General features: G+C 70.1%; 15 protein-coding genes. 9 read left to right on the top strand and 6 right to left on the bottom strand.

Going from position 1 to position 17052, the window contains the following annotated elements; translation table 11 throughout:
- Window positions 1-190: 190 nt before the first annotated feature.
- The gene (locus tag ACZ6KY_RS20400; protein WP_469311673.1) at window positions 191-1798 is read right to left on the bottom strand and encodes an MFS transporter; all 1608 of its coding nucleotides are present in this window, start codon (window positions 1796-1798) and stop codon (window positions 191-193) included.
- 62 nt (window positions 1799-1860) lie between these two features.
- On the opposite strand from ACZ6KY_RS20400, the gene ACZ6KY_RS20395 reads away from it, so the two are divergent.
- On the top strand, window positions 1861-2844 hold the full coding sequence (locus tag ACZ6KY_RS20395; protein ID WP_469311672.1) for a helix-turn-helix transcriptional regulator: 984 nt from the start codon (window positions 1861-1863) through the stop codon (window positions 2842-2844).
- A 751-nt stretch (window positions 2845-3595) separates the two neighbouring features.
- On the opposite strand, the gene ACZ6KY_RS20390 is transcribed toward ACZ6KY_RS20395, so the two are convergent.
- Window positions 3596-4594, bottom strand: coding sequence for a sigma-70 family RNA polymerase sigma factor (locus ACZ6KY_RS20390; protein WP_469311671.1), 999 nt, complete (start codon window positions 4592-4594; stop codon window positions 3596-3598).
- 168 nt (window positions 4595-4762) lie between these two features.
- On the opposite strand from ACZ6KY_RS20390, the gene ACZ6KY_RS20385 reads away from it, so the two are divergent.
- Window positions 4763-5287 carry a GNAT family N-acetyltransferase gene (locus tag ACZ6KY_RS20385; RefSeq protein WP_469311670.1) on the top strand — a complete coding sequence of 175 codons (525 nt, stop codon included), beginning with the start codon at window positions 4763-4765 and terminating at the stop codon, window positions 5285-5287.
- A gap of 98 nt (window positions 5288-5385) precedes the next feature.
- Here the strand turns inward: ACZ6KY_RS20385 and ACZ6KY_RS20380 are convergent, their stop codons facing one another.
- Window positions 5386-6192, bottom strand: a complete 807-nt coding sequence (locus ACZ6KY_RS20380) for a dioxygenase family protein (protein ID WP_469311669.1) — start codon at window positions 6190-6192, stop codon at window positions 5386-5388.
- A 151-nt stretch (window positions 6193-6343) separates the two neighbouring features.
- Between ACZ6KY_RS20380 and ACZ6KY_RS20375 the strand changes: the two genes are divergently transcribed.
- Window positions 6344-6853 (top strand): MarR family winged helix-turn-helix transcriptional regulator, encoded by a 510-nt coding sequence (locus ACZ6KY_RS20375; protein ID WP_469311668.1) that lies wholly within the window; start codon window positions 6344-6346, stop codon window positions 6851-6853.
- Window positions 6854-7112: 259 nt separating this feature from the next.
- Here ACZ6KY_RS20375 and ACZ6KY_RS20370 read toward each other — a convergent pair whose 3' ends face one another.
- Entirely contained in the window at window positions 7113-8663 is a 1551-nt protein-coding gene (locus ACZ6KY_RS20370) for an MFS transporter (protein WP_469311667.1), read from the bottom strand.
- A gap of 409 nt (window positions 8664-9072) precedes the next feature.
- Window positions 9073-9717: a TetR/AcrR family transcriptional regulator gene (locus ACZ6KY_RS20365; protein ID WP_469311666.1), complete on the bottom strand. Its 645-nt coding sequence runs from the start codon at window positions 9715-9717 to the stop codon at window positions 9073-9075.
- Between the two features lie 461 nt (window positions 9718-10178).
- On the opposite strand from ACZ6KY_RS20365, the gene ACZ6KY_RS20360 reads away from it, so the two are divergent.
- The 3 genes from ACZ6KY_RS20360 to ACZ6KY_RS20350 all read left to right on the top strand — a co-directional run bounded on the left by ACZ6KY_RS20360 (window position 10179) and on the right by ACZ6KY_RS20350 (window position 14692).
- Complete coding sequence (locus ACZ6KY_RS20360) at window positions 10179-11453, top strand: M6 family metalloprotease domain-containing protein (protein ID WP_469311665.1); 1275 nt, start codon at window positions 10179-10181, stop codon at window positions 11451-11453.
- Between the two features lie 527 nt (window positions 11454-11980).
- Window positions 11981-13750 (top strand): IclR family transcriptional regulator domain-containing protein, encoded by a 1770-nt coding sequence (locus tag ACZ6KY_RS20355; protein WP_469311664.1) that lies wholly within the window; start codon window positions 11981-11983, stop codon window positions 13748-13750.
- Between the two features lie 204 nt (window positions 13751-13954).
- The gene (locus ACZ6KY_RS20350; RefSeq protein ID WP_469311663.1) at window positions 13955-14692 is read left to right on the top strand and encodes a ScbR family autoregulator-binding transcription factor; all 738 of its coding nucleotides are present in this window, start codon (window positions 13955-13957) and stop codon (window positions 14690-14692) included.
- A 73-nt stretch (window positions 14693-14765) separates the two neighbouring features.
- On the opposite strand, the gene ACZ6KY_RS20345 is transcribed toward ACZ6KY_RS20350, so the two are convergent.
- Window positions 14766-15044, bottom strand: coding sequence for a hypothetical protein (locus tag ACZ6KY_RS20345; protein ID WP_469311662.1), 279 nt, complete (start codon window positions 15042-15044; stop codon window positions 14766-14768).
- Between ACZ6KY_RS20345 and ACZ6KY_RS20340 the strand changes: the two genes are divergently transcribed.
- The 3 genes from ACZ6KY_RS20340 to istB all read left to right on the top strand — a co-directional run bounded on the left by ACZ6KY_RS20340 (window position 15027) and on the right by istB (window position 16710).
- Window positions 15027-15374 (top strand): hypothetical protein, encoded by a 348-nt coding sequence (locus ACZ6KY_RS20340; protein WP_469311661.1) that lies wholly within the window; start codon window positions 15027-15029, stop codon window positions 15372-15374. The genes ACZ6KY_RS20345 and ACZ6KY_RS20340 overlap by 18 nt on opposite strands.
- A gap of 86 nt (window positions 15375-15460) precedes the next feature.
- Window positions 15461-15892, top strand: coding sequence for a Mu transposase domain-containing protein (locus ACZ6KY_RS20335; RefSeq protein ID WP_469311660.1), 432 nt, complete (start codon window positions 15461-15463; stop codon window positions 15890-15892).
- A complete protein-coding gene (gene istB, locus ACZ6KY_RS20330; RefSeq protein ID WP_469311659.1) occupies window positions 15892-16710 on the top strand; it encodes an IS21-like element helper ATPase IstB in 819 nt (272 codons plus the stop codon). The genes ACZ6KY_RS20335 and istB overlap by 1 nt, the downstream gene beginning before the upstream one ends.
- Window positions 16711-17052: the final 342 nt, after the last annotated feature.

The following is a 17052-nucleotide window of genomic DNA, read 5'->3' as shown; positions in this document are numbered from 1 at the left end:
GCCCAGCAGTTGCCCTTTTCGCCCTCCTCGCCCTCGGCCTCGCGACCAGACCGTTCTGTGCTCCTGCGTTCGCCCCCCCCCCCACCCCCCCCCCCCCCACCCCCGCCCCCCCCCCCCCCCCCCCCCCCCCCCCCCCCCCTTCCGGTTCGGACCTCCGCGTCGCGCGGGTGGTGGCGGACCTGGGCAGGGATCAGCCGACGAATTCCGGCTTCCGGTCCTGGTTCGGACCCTCGTTCCGGCCCTGGTTCGAATTCTGCTTCTGGTTCTGGTTCTGATCCTTGGCGTCCGTCTGGTCCTGGGTGTCCGGCTCGTCCCGCGCGCCCTCCACATGCTGTGCCGGCCGCTTCGGCAGGGCGAACATCAGCAGGAAGATGACGGTCAGCACCACGGCGACCCAGCCCAGCGCGTGCTGGAAGGCGTTCACGAAGGCCGGGCCCACCTGGGCGGGGGTCAGACGGTCGCTGATCTCGCCGAAGAAGAGGACCGAGACCAGACCGAGGCCGAGCGCGTTGCCCATCTGCTGCACGGTGTTGATCAGGCCCGAGGCCGAACCCGAGTGCTCGCGCGGGACCTCGGAGAGCACCGCGTCCGTCAGCGGGGCGACGATGAAGCCCATGCCCGCGCCCATGACCACCAGCGGGAGGGCCATCTGCCAGGAGGCGATGGACATGCCGTACCGGTCGGACTCCCAGATGTAGAGCAGCACACCGAGCGCCATGATCAGAGCACCCGCCTGGAGCACCTTGCGCCCGAAGCGCGGGACCAGCAACTGCACCGACATGCCCGCCGCCGCCGAGACCGCGATCGAGAACGGCACCCCGGTCAGCCCCGCCCGCAGCGGCCTCCAGCCCAGCCCGATCTGCATGTACAGCGTCCAGACCAGGAAGAAGATGCCGAGCGCGACACCGAACACGGTCTGCACGGCGATGCCCGCGGCGAAGCTCTTCACCTTGAACAGTGACAGTTCGACCAGCGGCGAACCGTCCCGGGCCGTCTTCCGCTTCTCGTACGCCACCAGCACCGCGAAGACGACGAGGGAGCCGGCCATCGACACGTATCCCCACAGCGGCCAGTGCAGCTCACGGCCGCGGGTCAGCGGGTAGAGCAGCATCAGCAGGCCGAGGATGACGAGGGCGACGCCGACGAGGTCGAGCTTGAGGGCCCGCGGAGCCTTGGACTCACTGATGAAGCGGCGGCCCAGGATCAGCGCGACGACGCCGACGGGCAGGTTGATGAGGAAGATCGGCCGCCATTCCAGGCCGAACAGGTTCCACTCGGTGAGCAGCGCGCCGAGGAGCGGGCCCGAGACCGCGCCCAGACCGACGATGGCGCCGAAGAGGCCGAAGACCTTGCCGCGCTCGTTCGCCGGGAAGGTGGCGTGCACGATCGACAGCACCTGCGGCACCATCATCGCGGCCATGGCGCCCTGCAGGATGCGCGAGGCGACGAGCATCTCCGGGTTCGCCGCGAAGCCGCACAGCGCCGACGCGAGCGTGAAACCGGCAATGCCGAGGAGGAAGAGCCGCTTGCGGCCGTGGATGTCGCCGAGCCGCCCACCGGTGATGAGTCCCGCGGCGAAGGCCAGCGCGTAGCCCGCGGTGATCCACTGGATCTGGCTGAACGTGGCGCCCGCGTCCCGCTGGATCGACGGGATCGCGATGTTGACGATCGTGACGTCGACCAGGTCCATGAAGGCCGCGGTCATCACGATGGCGAGGGCGAACCAGCGCCGTCGGTCGGCCGCCGCGCCGGGTTCCGGGCTGCTGAGAGCTGTCTCAGAGATGTCGGTGGAGGTCATGCCGTAAAGGTAGGCCTCGATTAGGTCAGATCATGTCCTAGTTCTGCGGCACCCTGGAAAGGGTGACGACCGATACACCGGCCAGGCTTCTGCAGCTCCTCTCCCTCCTCCAGACGCCCCGCGAGTGGCCTGGCGGCGAGCTGTCCGAGCGCCTCGGGGTGTCCCGCCGCACGGTCCGCCGTGACATCGACCGGCTCCGCGAGCTGGGCTATCCGGTGCAGGCGACGAAGGGCGCGGACGGCGGTTACCGGCTGGTGGCGGGCAAGGCGATGCCGCCGCTGGTCCTCGACGACGAGGAGGCGGTGGCCATCGCGGTGGGCCTGCGGGCCGGCGCCGGGCACGCGGTCGCGGGCGTGGACGAGGCCTCCGTACGGGCCCTCGCCAAACTGGAACAGGTGCTGCCGTCCCGGCTGCGCCATCGCGTGTCCACGCTCCAGGCCGCGACCACACCCCTGACCAGCGGAGACGGGGCGAGCATCGCGCCCGAGACACTGACAGTGATGGCGTCGAGCGTGGCGGGACAGGAGCGGCTGCGGTTCGCGTACCGCTCGGGGGACGGAACGCCGTCGCAACGGCTGACCGAGCCGTACCGGCTCGTCTCCACCGGACGCCGCTGGTACCTCGTCGCGTACGACCTCGACCGTGAGGACTGGCGGACGTTCCGCGTCGACCGGGTGACCGAGCCCTTCGCGACGGGGGCCCGGTTCGCACCCCGCGAACTGCCGACCGGGAACGCCGCCGAATTCCTGCGGCAGTCGATGTACCGGCGCCAGGAGACGTACACGTTCGACGTCACCTTCGCCGCGCCTGCCGACTTCGTCGCGGCACGCGTGCCCGCGTGGGTCGGCGCGCCCGAGCCGATCGACGAGCACAGCTGCCGCCTGCGCGCCTCCGCCGGTGACTCGGTGGAATGGCTGGCGGTACGGATCGCGATGGTCGACTGCGAGTTCACGGTCCAAGAGCCGAGAGAACTGGTGGATTACGTAAGGGACTTGGGTGCGCGGCTGAGCCGGGCGGGGGGAGTGCCGCAGACTGACGGAGCTTGAAGGCCGGCAGGGCTCCGTCGGCCGGTGACGCCCGCCGGCGGTCAGGGACGGCAGGTTATGCCGCTGTGGCAGAATCTGCCATTCGGGTCACCCCGGGGTTCAGGTTCGGGGTGGCCCGCCCCATCCTGCCCGGAAACCCCACCGCGCAGGCCCCGCTTTCCCCCTCCCCTTCGGCCCCCTCGAAGACCGGCTCGAACCGGCTCGAACACTGCCCGAGGACCAGCCCGAAGGCGGAGACCGGCCCGAGGGCCTGAGCCGCCCCACATGCGGGAACCGGCGCCCACCGACTCGATCCACGCGAACCCTGGACTCGAATCGCCGGCTCGCCCCTGGAACAGAACCGCCCCCGGCACAAAAGTGGAGCCGAGCTTCGGCGCCAGGGGGGGGAGGCGCCGAAGCTCGGCTCTGGGAGAGTCCCGGCGCGGGGGGGGGTGTGCGTCGGGACTCGGTTCTCGGGGGCGGTGTACATCCGCCCGGGACGGGGCCCTGAAGCGTGGACCCGGAAGTCTTGTTCCCAGAGCCCAGCAGGTTGAAGCGGCCTTGCATGGCCATGTCTGGTCGACTTGTGGCCAACGTGGCGGCCGGGCCCGTGTGCGGAGCGGGCGGGACGGGTCTCGCGCCCTCGCGGTGAATGAACCCGTACGGCCCACTCACCCAGCTCACCCGCCTCGCCCCATGCGCCCCGCGCAACCCTCGGCCACTGGGCCGCCGCAGGCGTAGGCCTGGCAGCTGGGCCGCCGCGTCTCCGCCGCTACGCCGCCGCGTCGAATCCGGTGTCGCGTGCCAGCTTCTTCAGTTCGAGCAGGGCGTGCTTCTCGATCTGGCGGATGCGCTCGCGCGTGAGCCCGTGCTCCTTGCCGACCTCCGTGAGCGTGCGCTCCCGGCCGTCCTCGATGCCGTACCGCATCTTGATGATGGAGGCGGTGCGCTGGTCGAGGTGGCCGATCAGGTCGTCCAGCTCCTCGCTGCGCAGCAGCGTCAGGACCGACTGCTCGGGCGACACGGCCGAGGTGTCCTCCAGCAGGTCGCCGAACTGGGTCTCGCCCTCGTCGTCCACCGCCATGTTCAGCGAGACCGGGTCGCGGGCCCAGTCCAGTACGTCGCCCACGCGCTCCGGCGTCGAACCGAGCTCGGTGGCTATCTCCGTGTGCTCGGGCTCCCGCCCGTTCTCACGGTTGAACTCGCGCTGCACTCGGCGGATCCTGCCCAGCTCCTCGACCAGATGGACGGGGAGGCGGATCGTGCGCGACTGGTCGGCGATGGAACGGGTGATGGCCTGCCGGATCCACCAGGTGGCGTACGTCGAGAACTTGAAGCCCTTGCGGTAGTCGAACTTCTCGACCGCGCGCACCAGCCCGGCGTTCCCCTCCTGGATCAGGTCGAGCAGGGGCAGGCCGCTGCGCGGGTAACGGCGCGCCACGGCCACGACCAGCCGGAGGTTCGAGCGGATGAACACGTCCTTCGCGCGCTCGCTGTCGGCGAACAGCGCCTCCAGCTCCTCACGGGACGCGTCCGCCTTGGCCTCCGCCTCGCCGTCGAGAATCTGCCGCGCGAACACACCCGCCTCGATGACCTGGGACAACTCGACTTCCTTGGCGGCGTCGAGCAGCGGTGTTCGCGCGATCTCGTCGAGGTACATGCCGACCAGGTCGCGATCGGCGATTTCGCCGCCTCCGGCGCGAACACTGCGTGCCGCGTCGGCGGTCCCGCCGGTGGCGGACTTACGACGGGCGACGGCACGGGTTGCCATGCGTGCTCCCTTGCGTGGTGGGCTTGCGGGTGGTCCTGGACATCGGTTTCACCCTCCCGGGTGCCCGGCATCTGATGGAAACAACGACTGGAATCAGGACAGAATTCCCAACCCGCACCTTGATTTTTCTGATCGTGCAGTACCCTGTCGCACCACACGGGAGGACTGATGCGGTCAGAACGTACAGATGTGCAGGTCAGGCCGGGAGCCGCAGCCGACCTCTGCGCGCTCACGGACCTCTACAACCACTACGTACGTGAGACGCCCATCACATTCGACACCGACGTCTTCACGCCGGAAGAACGTCGTCCGTGGCTGCTCTCCCACCCTGAAGACGGACCGCACCGCCTGATGGTTGCCACGGACACGGATTCACAGGCGATTCTTGGATACGCCACGTCCAGCGCTTTTCGCGTGAAGCCCGCCTACGCGACCTCCGTCGAGGTCACGGTCTACGTCGCCCCGGACGCCACGCGCCGGGGTGTCGGCACGTTCCTCTACGAAGCCCTGTTCGCGGCGCTCGCCACCGAGGACCTGCACCGGGCCTACGCGGGTATCGCACTGCCCAACGAAGCGTCCGTGCGCCTGCACGAACGCTTCGGGTTCCAGCACGTCGGCACCTACCGGGAGGTCGGCCGCAAGTTCGGCCGCTACTGGGACGTCGCCTGGTACGAGAGGGAACTCACCCGGTAGGACCGCCCTCCAGGGGTGCCGTCGGCGGAACCCACAACCCAGGGGTCCGTTCACGTGAGGCGCCGTCCGGTTCACCCCTGGTCAGGAACGCCGGGCGCTCAGCCGAACTGCACCGACCGCTTCGCCATCCCCAGCCAGAATCCGTCGATCACGGAGTGCTGCGCGTCGAGTTCTCCGGAAGCGTCCGCCGCGCCCATGGTCACGAAGAGCGGGGCGAAGTGCTCGGTACGAGGGTGGGCGAGACGGCCGGCCGGGGACTTGCGCTCGAAGTCGAGCAGCGCGTCCACGTCACCGGCCTCCAGCGCGCGGTGCCCCCAGTCGTCGAACTCGCTCGACCAGGTGGGGACTCCCCCGCCGGTGTGCCGCAGGGCCGCGAGATTGTGGGTGAAGAAGCCGGAGCCGACGATCAGCACGCCCTCGTCACGCAGCGGTGCCAGCTTCCGGCCGATCTCGAACAGCCGGACCGGGTCGAGCGTCGGCATGGAGATCTGGAGCACCGGGATGTCCGCCTCGGGGAACATCTCCACCAGCGGGACGTACGCGCCGTGATCGAGTCCGCGGTCCGGGATGTCCTGCACCGGCGTACCGGGCGCGCGCAGCAGCTTCCGTACGGACTCGGCGAGCCGGGGAGCGCCGGGGGCGGCATACGTCACCTGGTAGTAGTGCTCGGGGAAGCCCCAGAAGTCGTACACGAGGGGGACCGCCTCGGTCGCGCCGAGCGCGAGCGGGGCCTCCTCCCAGTGGGCGGAGACCATGAGAATCGCCTTGGGGCGGGGCAGGCCGGCGGACCAGGCGGCGAGCTGGCCGGGCCAGACCGGGTCGTCGGCGAGCGGCGGGGCACCATGACTGAGATAGAGGGCGGGCATGCGCTCCGGCGCGGGGCGCTCCTCGGTGGCGGCGGACATGGCGGCTCCCTCCAGAGAGTTCAATCCTACGGCGGCAGTACTTGACCTTTGAAGCAGTTGAAGCAGTTGCTTAAAGTCTCAAGTTCTCCGGTGGGACGAGACTACGACTGGATTGTTTAAGTTTCAAGAAGGGGCTCGTACAGTGGAGTACATGAACACGGCACCCGCCCCCGCTGAAGAGCCGCGCTGGCTCACCGACGAGGAACAGCGCATCTGGCGCGCGTACATGCACGCCACGACCCTCCTGGAGGACCACCTCGACCGCCAGCTCCAGCGCGACGCGGGCATGCCGCACATCTACTACGGCCTGCTCGTGCAGCTGGCCGACGCACCGCGCCGCCGGCTGCGGATGACCGAACTGGCCATGAACGCGAAGATCACCCGCTCCCGGCTGTCGCACGCCATCGCACGCCTGGAGAAGAGCGGCTGGGTACGCCGCGAGGACTGCCCGTCCGACAAGCGGGGGCAGTTCGCGGTCCTGACCGACGAAGGCTACGAAGTCCTGCGGCGCACGGCGCCGGGCCATGTGGCCGCCGTACGCCAGGCCCTGTTCGACCGGCTCGGCCCGGACCAGCAGAAGGCCTTCGGCGAGGCCATGCGGATCATCGCCGAGGGGCTCCAGCCGAAGGACGCGGGCGCGGATCTGCCCTGGCTGCGCTAGGCCCCGCTGGACCCCGACCCCCTCTTCGCAATTCGCACAGGGAGCGGCTGCGCAAGGCCCCTGATCGCCCTGATCGCACAGGGAGGGGCTGCGCCAGACCGTGATCGCGCAGGGAGCCCGGACCCCCGGACAAGGGACTGCCCCGGCTCCCTGTGCTGGGAGCCGGGGCAGTGCCCGGACTCGTGACTCGTACGGACGAGGCGTCCCCACCCCGCGTTCGTACTCGAAGTGCTCGAAGTACCGGAGTGAGCGAGTGTCGTCAGTGCGCGATGACCGGTACCTTCAGCTCGTCCTCCGCGCCTTCGCCGGTGCCGGAGCCGACGACCGTCGAGGCGCCCGGACGGCCGGTGTTGATGAGGGTGAAGGCGATTGCCGCGGCGATCACGAGGATGCCGACGGCGAACCAGATCGCGTTGCTGTAGCCGTGCACCATGCCCTCCGCCTGGACGAGCTGCTGCTGGGCCTTGGTGCCGGCGCCCGCCATGTGGTCCTTGATGTAGACGGTGGTCGCGGAGGCGGCGATCGTGTTCAGCAGGGCCGTTCCGATCGCGCCGCCGACCTGCTGCGAGGTGTTGACCATCGCGGAGGCGACACCGGCGTCACGCGGCTCGATGCCGTACGTGGCCAGGGACATGGCCGGCATGAACGCCGTACCCATGCCGAGGCCGAGGAGCAGCAGCCCCGGCAGCACCACGGTGGCGTACGACGAGCCGATCTCCAGCTGTGTGAGGAGCAGCATGCCGAGCCCGGCGGCCAGGAAGCCGGGGCCCATCAGCAGCCGCGGCGCGACCCGGGTCATCAGACGGGCACCGATCTGCGTGGAGCCCGTGATCATGCCCGCGACCATCGGCAGGAAGGCGAAGCCGGTGGAGATCGGCGAGTAGCCCTTCACGATCTGCAGGTAGTAGGTCAGGAAGAGGAACGTGCCGAACATCGCGATGATCGCGAGACCGAGGGAGAGGTAGACGCCACCGCGGTTGCGGTCGGTGACGACACGCAGGGGCAGCAGCGGGGCCTTGACCTTGGACTCGGTGAGCACGAACGCGGCCAGCAGCAGCGCGGCGGCCACGAACAGGCCGACGGTCACGGAGTCGCCCCAGCCGTCGGACGCGGCGCGGGTGAAACCGTAGACCAGGGAGACCAGTCCGAGGGTGGACAGGACCACACCCGGGATGTCGAGCGGCGAACGGTTGCGGCCGCCCTTCGGCTCACGGATGACGAAGTACGCGCCCGCGGCCGCGATGATCGCGAACGGGATGTTCACGAAGAAGGTCCAGCGCCAGTTCATGTACTCGGTGAGGACACCGCCGAGGATGAAGCCGACTGCGCCACCGCCACCGGCGATCGCACCGTAGATGCCGAAGGCCTTGGCGCGCTCCTTGGCGTCGGTGAACATCACGGCGAGCAGCGAGAGCGCGGCGGGCGCCAGCAGCGCGCCGAACACGCCCTGAAGCGCGCGGGCGCCGAACATCATCCCGCCGCTCTGCGACGCGCCACCGAGCGCGGAGGCCGCGGCGAAGCCGACCAGACCCACGACGAACGCCCGCTTGCGGCCCCACAGGTCGGCGATACGGCCGCCGAAGAGGAGCAGACCGCCGAAGGCGAGGGCATAGGCCGTGACGACCCACTGCCGGTTGCCGTCCGAAATACCCAGGTCCTGCTGGGCGGACGGCAGCGCGATGTTCACGATGGTGGCGTCGAGCACCACCATCAGCTGGGCCAGCGCGATGAAGACGAGCGCCTTCCAGCGGTTGCTGTGCGCGTCGGACGCTGGGTCCGGGACGGCCTTGATGGTTCCTGCTTCAGACATGGGGGTACCCACTCCGGGACTTCGTAGCGAAAAATTCAGCGAAAGGGGACGGCTCGTCGACGTTGACGGCCGGGAACGGCTCGGCGCGGCTCGTCCCTGATGACGAGTGCGCCTCGCGCGTGTGACGAGTACGAGCCGCACGACGTGCACGACGCGGACGAGATGTACGAGCCGCACGAGCTGTACGGGCGATGCGTGGCGAGTTTTGAGTACGAGTTCGGGTTACGAGTTCTGACTGGCGCCCGGCGCCGGGCTCATCGGTGGCCGATCGACCGGTCACTCCAACTGTCGGTCCAGCTGTCGGTCGAGCTGTCGGTCCATCGGCAGGCCGAGGCGCCGGCAGGCGGTCGATCGGCCGTCGGTGGGTCGACCGTCGTCGGCCGATCGGTCACCGCGCCTGACGCGTCGGTCACACTCGTCGCAGTTCCTCCAGGTTGGCGGCCACTCCGGGCAGTTCGGAGCGGGCCGGAGCCCGCATACCGTCCAGGAACAGCTGCAGATGACGGTGCACGAAGCGGTCGATGCCCTGGCACGCGGTGCCGGGCAGCGGCCTGGTGAGCTGACTGACGGCGATCATCACATCGCCCAACTCGACGTCGGGGCGCAGCTGTCCGGCCTCGCGCGCGCGGGCCATCAGCTGCTGCAGCAGGTCGGTGATCCGGTCGCGCGCGGCGACCAGGTCGGGATGGTTCTGGTCGAAGCTCTCGGAGAGCATCGGGCACAGGGCGCCGATGCGCTCGTCGGCGGCGAAGTGCACGAAGCCGCTCAGCGACTCGAAGGCGTCACCGCCCACGGCGAGCGCCTCCTCGACCCACTCCGAGGTGCGGTCCATCACCGAGCACACGACCTCGCGGGCGAGGGCGTCGCGGTCGGGGAAGTTGCGGTACAGCGTGGCGTTGCCGACACCTGCCCTGCGGGCGATCTCGTCGAACGGCACCTCGGCACCGAACTCGACGAACATCTCGCGGGCGGCGGCGACGATCCGCTCCCGGTTGCGCAGGGCGTCGGCACGGGGCCGGGCCACTCGACGCTGCACGGGGGTTGCGGTCTCCACGGCGTACTCCTCGAAGCATCTCGGAGCTTGAATGCGATCCGGGGACTCGTTCCCCGTTTCGCTCGGACGTATGGCTAAACGGGGAAACGATCCCCGGTTATTTCCCGGCCAGGGAGAGAAATATGTGACCTGTGTCACACCACCGCCGAAAGCGGTAATCCAGCGTCCCCCACCTCTCCCCCCGGCCGTCCGTCCGCCTTCCGTCCCGCGCCCCCCGGCTGTCCGTCCGGCCTTCCGTCCCGCGCCCCCCAGCCGCCCGTCCCGCCTCCCCCAGCCTTCCGTCCGGCCTCCCGGAGCCCTCGCGACGGCGCCGCGCCCTCCCGGGCGGAGGCCGTTTCAGGTCCTTCCGGAGATAAACCCGATCGGGCCCACCCAGCGCGCGCCCGGCGCGTCGGCGACTCAGGGTGATCGAAAGGGTGCAGTCGGAGACCGGTGGCTGCCGTGGAGCGAAGGGCCACCGCATGCAGCCGTCCAGCCGCCGGATACGCCCGCGCCGTGTGGCCGCGCTCGTCACGGTGACCGTTCTGACGCTGGCGGTCAGCACCTCCGCCGGTACCGGACACCTGACGGTCGGCTCAGCCACGGCGGGCTCCACCGCGCTGGCCCGCTCCAGGGCGCTCGGCCCCTGCATGATCAACGGCCCGTCCGGCGTCCAGATGGGGGAAGGCATTCCGACCGCGCCCGGATACGCCCGCTCCACCGGCACCCTCCGGGCCCTGACCCTGATGGTCGACTTCTCCGACGCGCCCGGAAAGGGCAGCGCGCTCGACCGGTACAGCGAGTTCTTCCCGAAGACGCAGGAATGGTTCCGCACCGCCTCCTACGGCCGCCTCGACTACCGCCCCGAGGCCCCCGTCCGGCACTGGCTGCGGATGCCGAAGCCCTTCAAGGAGTACGGCATAGAACGGGGCGCGCCCTTCGACCCCGGGTACCGCGAACTGGTCCAGGACATCGTGGCCGCGGCCGATCCCGAGGTCGACTTCCGCTCGTACGACATCCTGAACGTGCTGGTCACACCGAATGCCGGGCCCTCCGCGCTGGACACCGTGCTGTCCGTGACCTTCGCCGGCAACACCGAGGCACCGGTCGCCGACGGCGTCCCTGTCGCCAACGCGTCCTTCGTCTACAGCCGCCAGGACGACGGCTCGGGCTCCTACGCCGACACGGGCTACCGCGTACTGCCGCACGAGAACGGCCACACCTTCGGCCTGCCCGACCTCTACACCCAGGACGGCGGCGGCGCGGTCGGGCACTGGGACATCATGAGCGAGGACTGGGGGGCCGACAACGACCTCCTCGGCTGGCACAAGTGGAAGCTCGGCTGGCTCGACACCTCCCAGGTCAGCTGTGCGGCGGCGCACGGCACCAGCGAGTACACGCTGACCCCGCTGGCCGTGCGCGGCGGCCCCAAGCTGGTCGTCATACCCACCAGCGCACAGAGCGGATACGTCCTGGAGCTGCGCACCCACGCGGGCAACGACTCCGCGGTCTGCCATCCCGGCATCCTCGTCTACAAGGTCGACGCGGACGTGGACACCGGAAACGGGCCCGTCACGGTGTTCGACTCCCACCGCGACAGCGGAGGCTGCACCCGTTCTCCCAACGTCCAGGCCGAACTCTCCGACGCGCCGTACTCCCCCGGTGAGACCTTCAAGGACGCGAAGGCCGGGCTCACCGTCCAGGTCGCGTCGGCGGACTCCGGGGGGAAGTACCGGGTGTACGTGACGCGCCGCTGACCGCGGGACCGGCCGCCGGGCGACCGGCCGAGCCGCCTGGCGACGGACGGACAGCCGCGACGGACACAGCCGAATGACAAGCCGGACGGGCTGGTCGGCGGACGGCGAAGGGCGAAGGGCGCACGCGGAGAGGGGGCGCGCGACAGGCCTACGCCCGCGCCAGGAAGCGGCCGACCTGCTTCGACGGCCGGGCAAGCACTACCGTGGCTCTTCTGAGATCCGCCACACGGTGGCTCTTCTGAGATCCGCCGAACGGTGACTCTTCTGAGAGCCGCATCGGAGAGCCCATGCCATCGAGCCCCAAGCCGTCGAGTCCTACGCCGTCGAACGTCACGCCCCCGAACGTCACGCCGTCGAATGGCGGGCCGGCCACGGGATCGGGCACCGGGGCACCAGCCCCCGGCGCCGGGGCGGGCGACGGGTCCGGGGCGGGCGCCGCCGGACCCACGACGCCCCGACTCACGACCGCCGGCTCCACGACGGCCGGACCCGTAGTTGCCGGGGCCGAGGTGCCCGACGAGGCGGTCATGCCCCTCATCCGCGGGATCGCCGTACTGCGGCGGCTGACCGAAGCGGACGGGGTGTCCAGTCTGAGCGGCCTCGAACGGGCCGCCGGGCTCGCGCGGTCCACGGTCGACCGGATCACGGCGACCCTCGCCCGCATGGGATACGTACGCCTCGACGGCCGGGACGCCGTACTGGCCCCCCGTCTGATGGAACTCGGCAACGCCTATCTCGCCGCACTCCGGCTTCCCCGCGTCCTGGACGCGCGCGCCGACGCGCTGGCCGACGAACTCGACGAGTCGGTGTCCCTCGTCGTCGGCGACCGGGACGGCGTCCGCTTCATCCATCAGGCGACCCGGCGCCGCGCGATGTCCCTGAGCTTCCGCATCGGCGACCTGCTCCCCGCCGAACGCACCGCGCCGGGGCCCCTGTTCGCCTCCGAGTGGAGCGAGCAGGAGTGGACACACTGGCGGGAGCGTCGCGCGGCCGACCCGGAGGACCGCGGCTTCCCCGCCGTACCGGCCCGGAGCAGACCGTACGAGGGTGGGGCGGACGCCACGGCAATCCCGGTCGGCCAACTCCCCACCGTCGGCGACGACTTCGAACAGCGAGCGGCCGAAGCGGGCAGGGCGGGCTGGGCGTTGGACGACCAGCTGATCGAACCGGGCCTGGTAGCCGTCTCGATGCCCGTACGGCAGGCGGGGCGGATCGCCTGCGTGGTGAACGTGGTGAGCCACACGAGCCGGCACAGCGCCGACGACCTGCGGGACACGCTGCTGCCGCGTCTGCGGACTGCTGTGGCCGACATGGAACGGGCGTTGGCCCTGGACCAGGAGCCGACACCGGAGCGAAAGGAGCCCTTCGCGGAGAGCGACGGGCGGGTCGGCACCGGCACGGGGACGGCGGGGAACATCGGCACCCCCTCAGGGCTCGCCGACTGGACCGGCGCCTCCAAGCAGGAACTGGGGCGGGAGTTCGTCGAGTCGCTGGCCCGGGGGCTGACCGTGATCACCGCCTTCGGCGAGGGCCGCGCCGAACTGACCCTCACCGCGGTCGCCCAGGCGACCGGACTCGCCCGCGCGACCGCTCGCCGCGCCCTCATCACGCTGGAACACCTCGGATACGTCACCACGCACGACCGCGTCTTCCGGCTCACCCCGCGCGTCCTGGGGCTCGGCTTCCCGCCACTCTCACGGACCTCGCTCCCGGAGATCGCGGCCCCGCATCTGACCGAACTCTCCCAGCGGCTGCACGACTCGGTGTCGCTCGCGGTGCTGACCGGCGACGAGATCCAGTACACCGCGCGCGTCTCCACCCGCCGCATCATGAGCGTCAACGTCACTGTCGGCACCCGGCTGCCCGCGTACGCCACCTCTCTGGGCCGAGTGATCCTGGCCGATCTTCCGGAGACCAGCGCGCCGGAGGTACGGGACGACGGTGAGCCGAACCGGTTGCGCCCGTCGACACCATCGACCTCATCGACCTCGTTGGTCCCGTTGACCCCGTTGACCATCACGGACCCGGAGCGGTTCAGGGCCGAACTGGACCGGGTGCGAAAGGCCGGATACGCCATGGTCGAGGAGGAGTTGGAGCAGGGCCTGCGGTCCATCGCCGTTCCGGTGCGCGACCGCGGCGGACGGGCCGTGGCCGCGGTGAACGTCGCCATGCACAGCAGTCGCCGTACCACCGAGGCGTGCGTCAGCGACGTACTGCCCGAACTCCACGCGACAGCGACCCGCATCGAGGCGGACCTGCACATCGCGGACCGCTTCGGCCGGGTGCAGTTGAGCTGAGAGGAGCACCAGAGCCACCGAGCTCTCAAGCCCCCCAAGCCCCCACTCCGTCCTGCCCCTACCCCAACTCCTACTCCTGCCCCTCCACGATCACCTTCACCCCTCTGACTGGCGCTACCCATAGGGTAATTACCACCATGGCGTGAAGATGATCTGCGCGACCCGGCCCCGTTGACAGATCCAAAAGCAGGTTCCTAGCGTCGCTTGCGGCAGGGCAAACAGCAGCCGAACGACAAGGAGCGTCCGGGTGGTCGCGTCGTGGTGAAGCAGGAGAGGTCCGAGCGAACCAGGCGCAACCTGATCCGGGCCGCCTCGACCGTGTTCGACCAGGCCGGTTACGAACGCGCCACCCTGTCCTCGATCAGTGAACGCGCGCAGGTCACCAAGGGCGCCCTGTTCTTCCACTTCGCGGCCAAGTCCGATCTCGCCCATGCCGTCCAGGCGGAGGCCTGCGCCACGTCGGCCGCCGCACTCGTGAGGCTGACGCGGCGCGAGACTCCGGCCTTCGAGATCGCCACCGCCATGGCCCACACCCTCGTAGGCCTCCTGGAGACCGACGTGATCGTCCGCGCGGGCGCGCGCCTGGGCCAGGAGATCAGGACCCCCGACGACCCGTCACTCCACTGTCGCCTCAACTGGCTCGGCGCGCTGCACAGAACCCTGAGCCGGGCACGGAGTGACGGCTCCCTGCTCCCCGACGTCGATGTCCGCGCGGCCGCCGTCCTGATGCTGTCGATGATCACCGGCACCACGACCCTGCCCCGCCTCCCCACCGACTCCCCTCCCCCCAGCCCTTCCCTCAGCACCCCGCCGCTCCCCCACCCGCAACACCCTTCCGGCCCCCGTCTCGCCCTCCACTCCCTCCCCGAAACAGGGGACCAGTGGCTGACCCGCATGCTCCACCTGACCCGCCCAGCGCTCACGGGGCCCCGGCCTGGATGACGAGCAAGGCCCCGGCCCGGGGGTGTGACGCGGGGGCGGGTGGTGTCTGTCCGCCCGCCCCCGCGCCTGGGCGTCAGTCGGTCCGGTCGTTGAGCCCCTCGCGCACGACCCAGTACGGGTAGCCGAAGCGCTCACCGAGGGCGACGCACTTGCCGTAGGCGTCCCCGTCGGCCGGCACCGACACGAAGTAGGTCTTCACCGCGCGCAGGAACAGCCGGTAGCCGAGGTCGGCGCACGCCTCGGTGACGACCCGCTCCAGCGCGGGGACCAGGCCGGTCGCCGGAACCCCGTACGGGGGCGTCTCCGAGGCGAGGGCCAAGGGCTTCGCGACCGTGTGGATCACCTCGATCACCGCCCGCCGCAGCTCCTCGTCGACCACTGGCTGTGGCGGTGGAGCGACGAACGCCGGATCGGCGACCTGATCGACGGGCACTGGAAGCTTCTGACCGGCTGGAACGCGGTTCCGCGGATGCTGGTCTGGGACAACGAGGCCGGCATCGGCCGCGGCAAGGTGACCGGCGACTTCGCCGCGTTCGCGGGCCTGCTCGCCACCCGGATCTATCTCTGCCGACCCCGCGATCCCGAAGCGAAAGGGCTGGTGGAGAGGGCGAATGGCTATCTGGAGACCAGCTTCCTTCCGGGCCGCACCTTCACTGGCCCGATGACTTCAACACCCAGCTGACCGCCTGGCTGACCGTCGCCAACCGGCGCCAGCACCGCACCCTGGGCGCCCGTCCGGTCGACCGGTGGGAGGCCGACCGGGCCCAGATGCTCTCTTTGCCGCCGGTCGATCCGCCGCGCTGGTGGCGTTTTTCGACCCGCATCGGCCGTGACCACTACATCCGCGTCGACACCTGCGACTACTCCGTGCACCCCCTGGCCATCGGCAAGAAAGTCCAGGTCCGCACCGACACCGACGAGATCGTCGTGATCCTCACCCCCGGCGGGACGGAAGTCGCCCGCCACCCGCGGTGCTGGGCCAAGCAGCAGACCATCACCGATCCCGTCCATGCCCGCGCCGCCGCCCTTCTGCGCGGCGACTACCGCCACCACCAAGCGTCCCAGGCCCTGTCCCGTCGGCAGAACACCCCCGCCGCGGCCGACCTTGTCGACGTCGAACAACGCCAACTCGACTCCTATGACCGCATGTTCACTCTCATCGAGGGCGGCGGCGGAGATGACGAGCTGGAGGTCTCCTGATGCCTGCCGCTGCCAAGACCACCGCCCCGGACAAACCTCAGACAGGCCGCCAGACCGCCGCCGACCTGTCCTTCTTGGCCCGGGCGATGAAGGCCCCGGCTCTGCTGGACGCCGCCGAGCGGCTGGCCGAACGCGCCTTGAAGGAGACCTGGACGCACACTGAGTTCCTCGTCGCCTGCCTCCAGCGGGAGGTCTCCGCCCGCGAGTCTCACGGCGGCGAGGCCCGCATCCGCTCCGCCCGCTTCCCAGCGATCAAGACGGTCGAGGAGCTCGACGTCACCCATCTGCGCGGCCTGACTCGCCAACAGCTCGCACATCTGGGCACGTTGGACTTCATCGCCGCGAAGGAGAACGCCGTTTTCCTGGGGCCCCCCGGGACCGGGAAGACGCACCTGGCGATCGGGCTCGCGGTCCGCGCCTGTCAGGCCGGCCACCGGGTCGCGTTCGCCACCGCCGCCGAGTGGGTCGACCGCCTGGCCGCCGCCCACCACACCGGACACCTCCAGGCCGAGCTCACCAAACTGTCCCGCTATCCGCTGATCGTTGTGGACGAGGTCGGCTACATCCCCTTCGAATCCGAGGCCGCGAACCTGTTCTTCCATCTGATCTCGAACAGATACGAGAGAGCGAGCGTGATCGTCACGAGCAACAAACCCTTCGGACGCTGGGGCGAGGTCTTCGGCGACGAAACCGTGGCCGCCGCCATGATCGACCGCCTCGTCCACCACGCCGAGGTCCACTCCCTCAAAGGCGACTCCTACCGCATGCGCGGACGCCAACTCGGACGCGTCCCCACCGCCACACACGACACCGACTGAACACCGGCAACCAGACCCGGTGGGTCAGAACTCAACCGCCCAAACCGGGTCAGGATTCAACCGCCGCCGACAACCGGGACCTGTGGATCCAGCCAGCTCTCGACCACGCGATGCCGAGCGAGACGCGCACTCGGATCAGCCGGAGCCATCCCGAACGCCACCAGCTCAGTCACGCCGAGGCCACCGCCGCCTGCCCGCCCTCCCCACAGAGGAACCGCGAGACCGTCGACGAAACGACCGGGTAGATCCGCCCGCACCGCGCCGCCCCTGCCGCAGGAACTCGACCGCTGCGAATCGAAGCGGACCCGCTCCCACCACCGGCCGGCCATCCCCTGCCAGGCG

Source organism: Streptomyces sp. NPDC042002, assembly GCF_055588305.1.
Note: the sequence above shows the minus strand (reverse complement) of the source record. Positions and strands in the feature narration are given on the sequence as shown.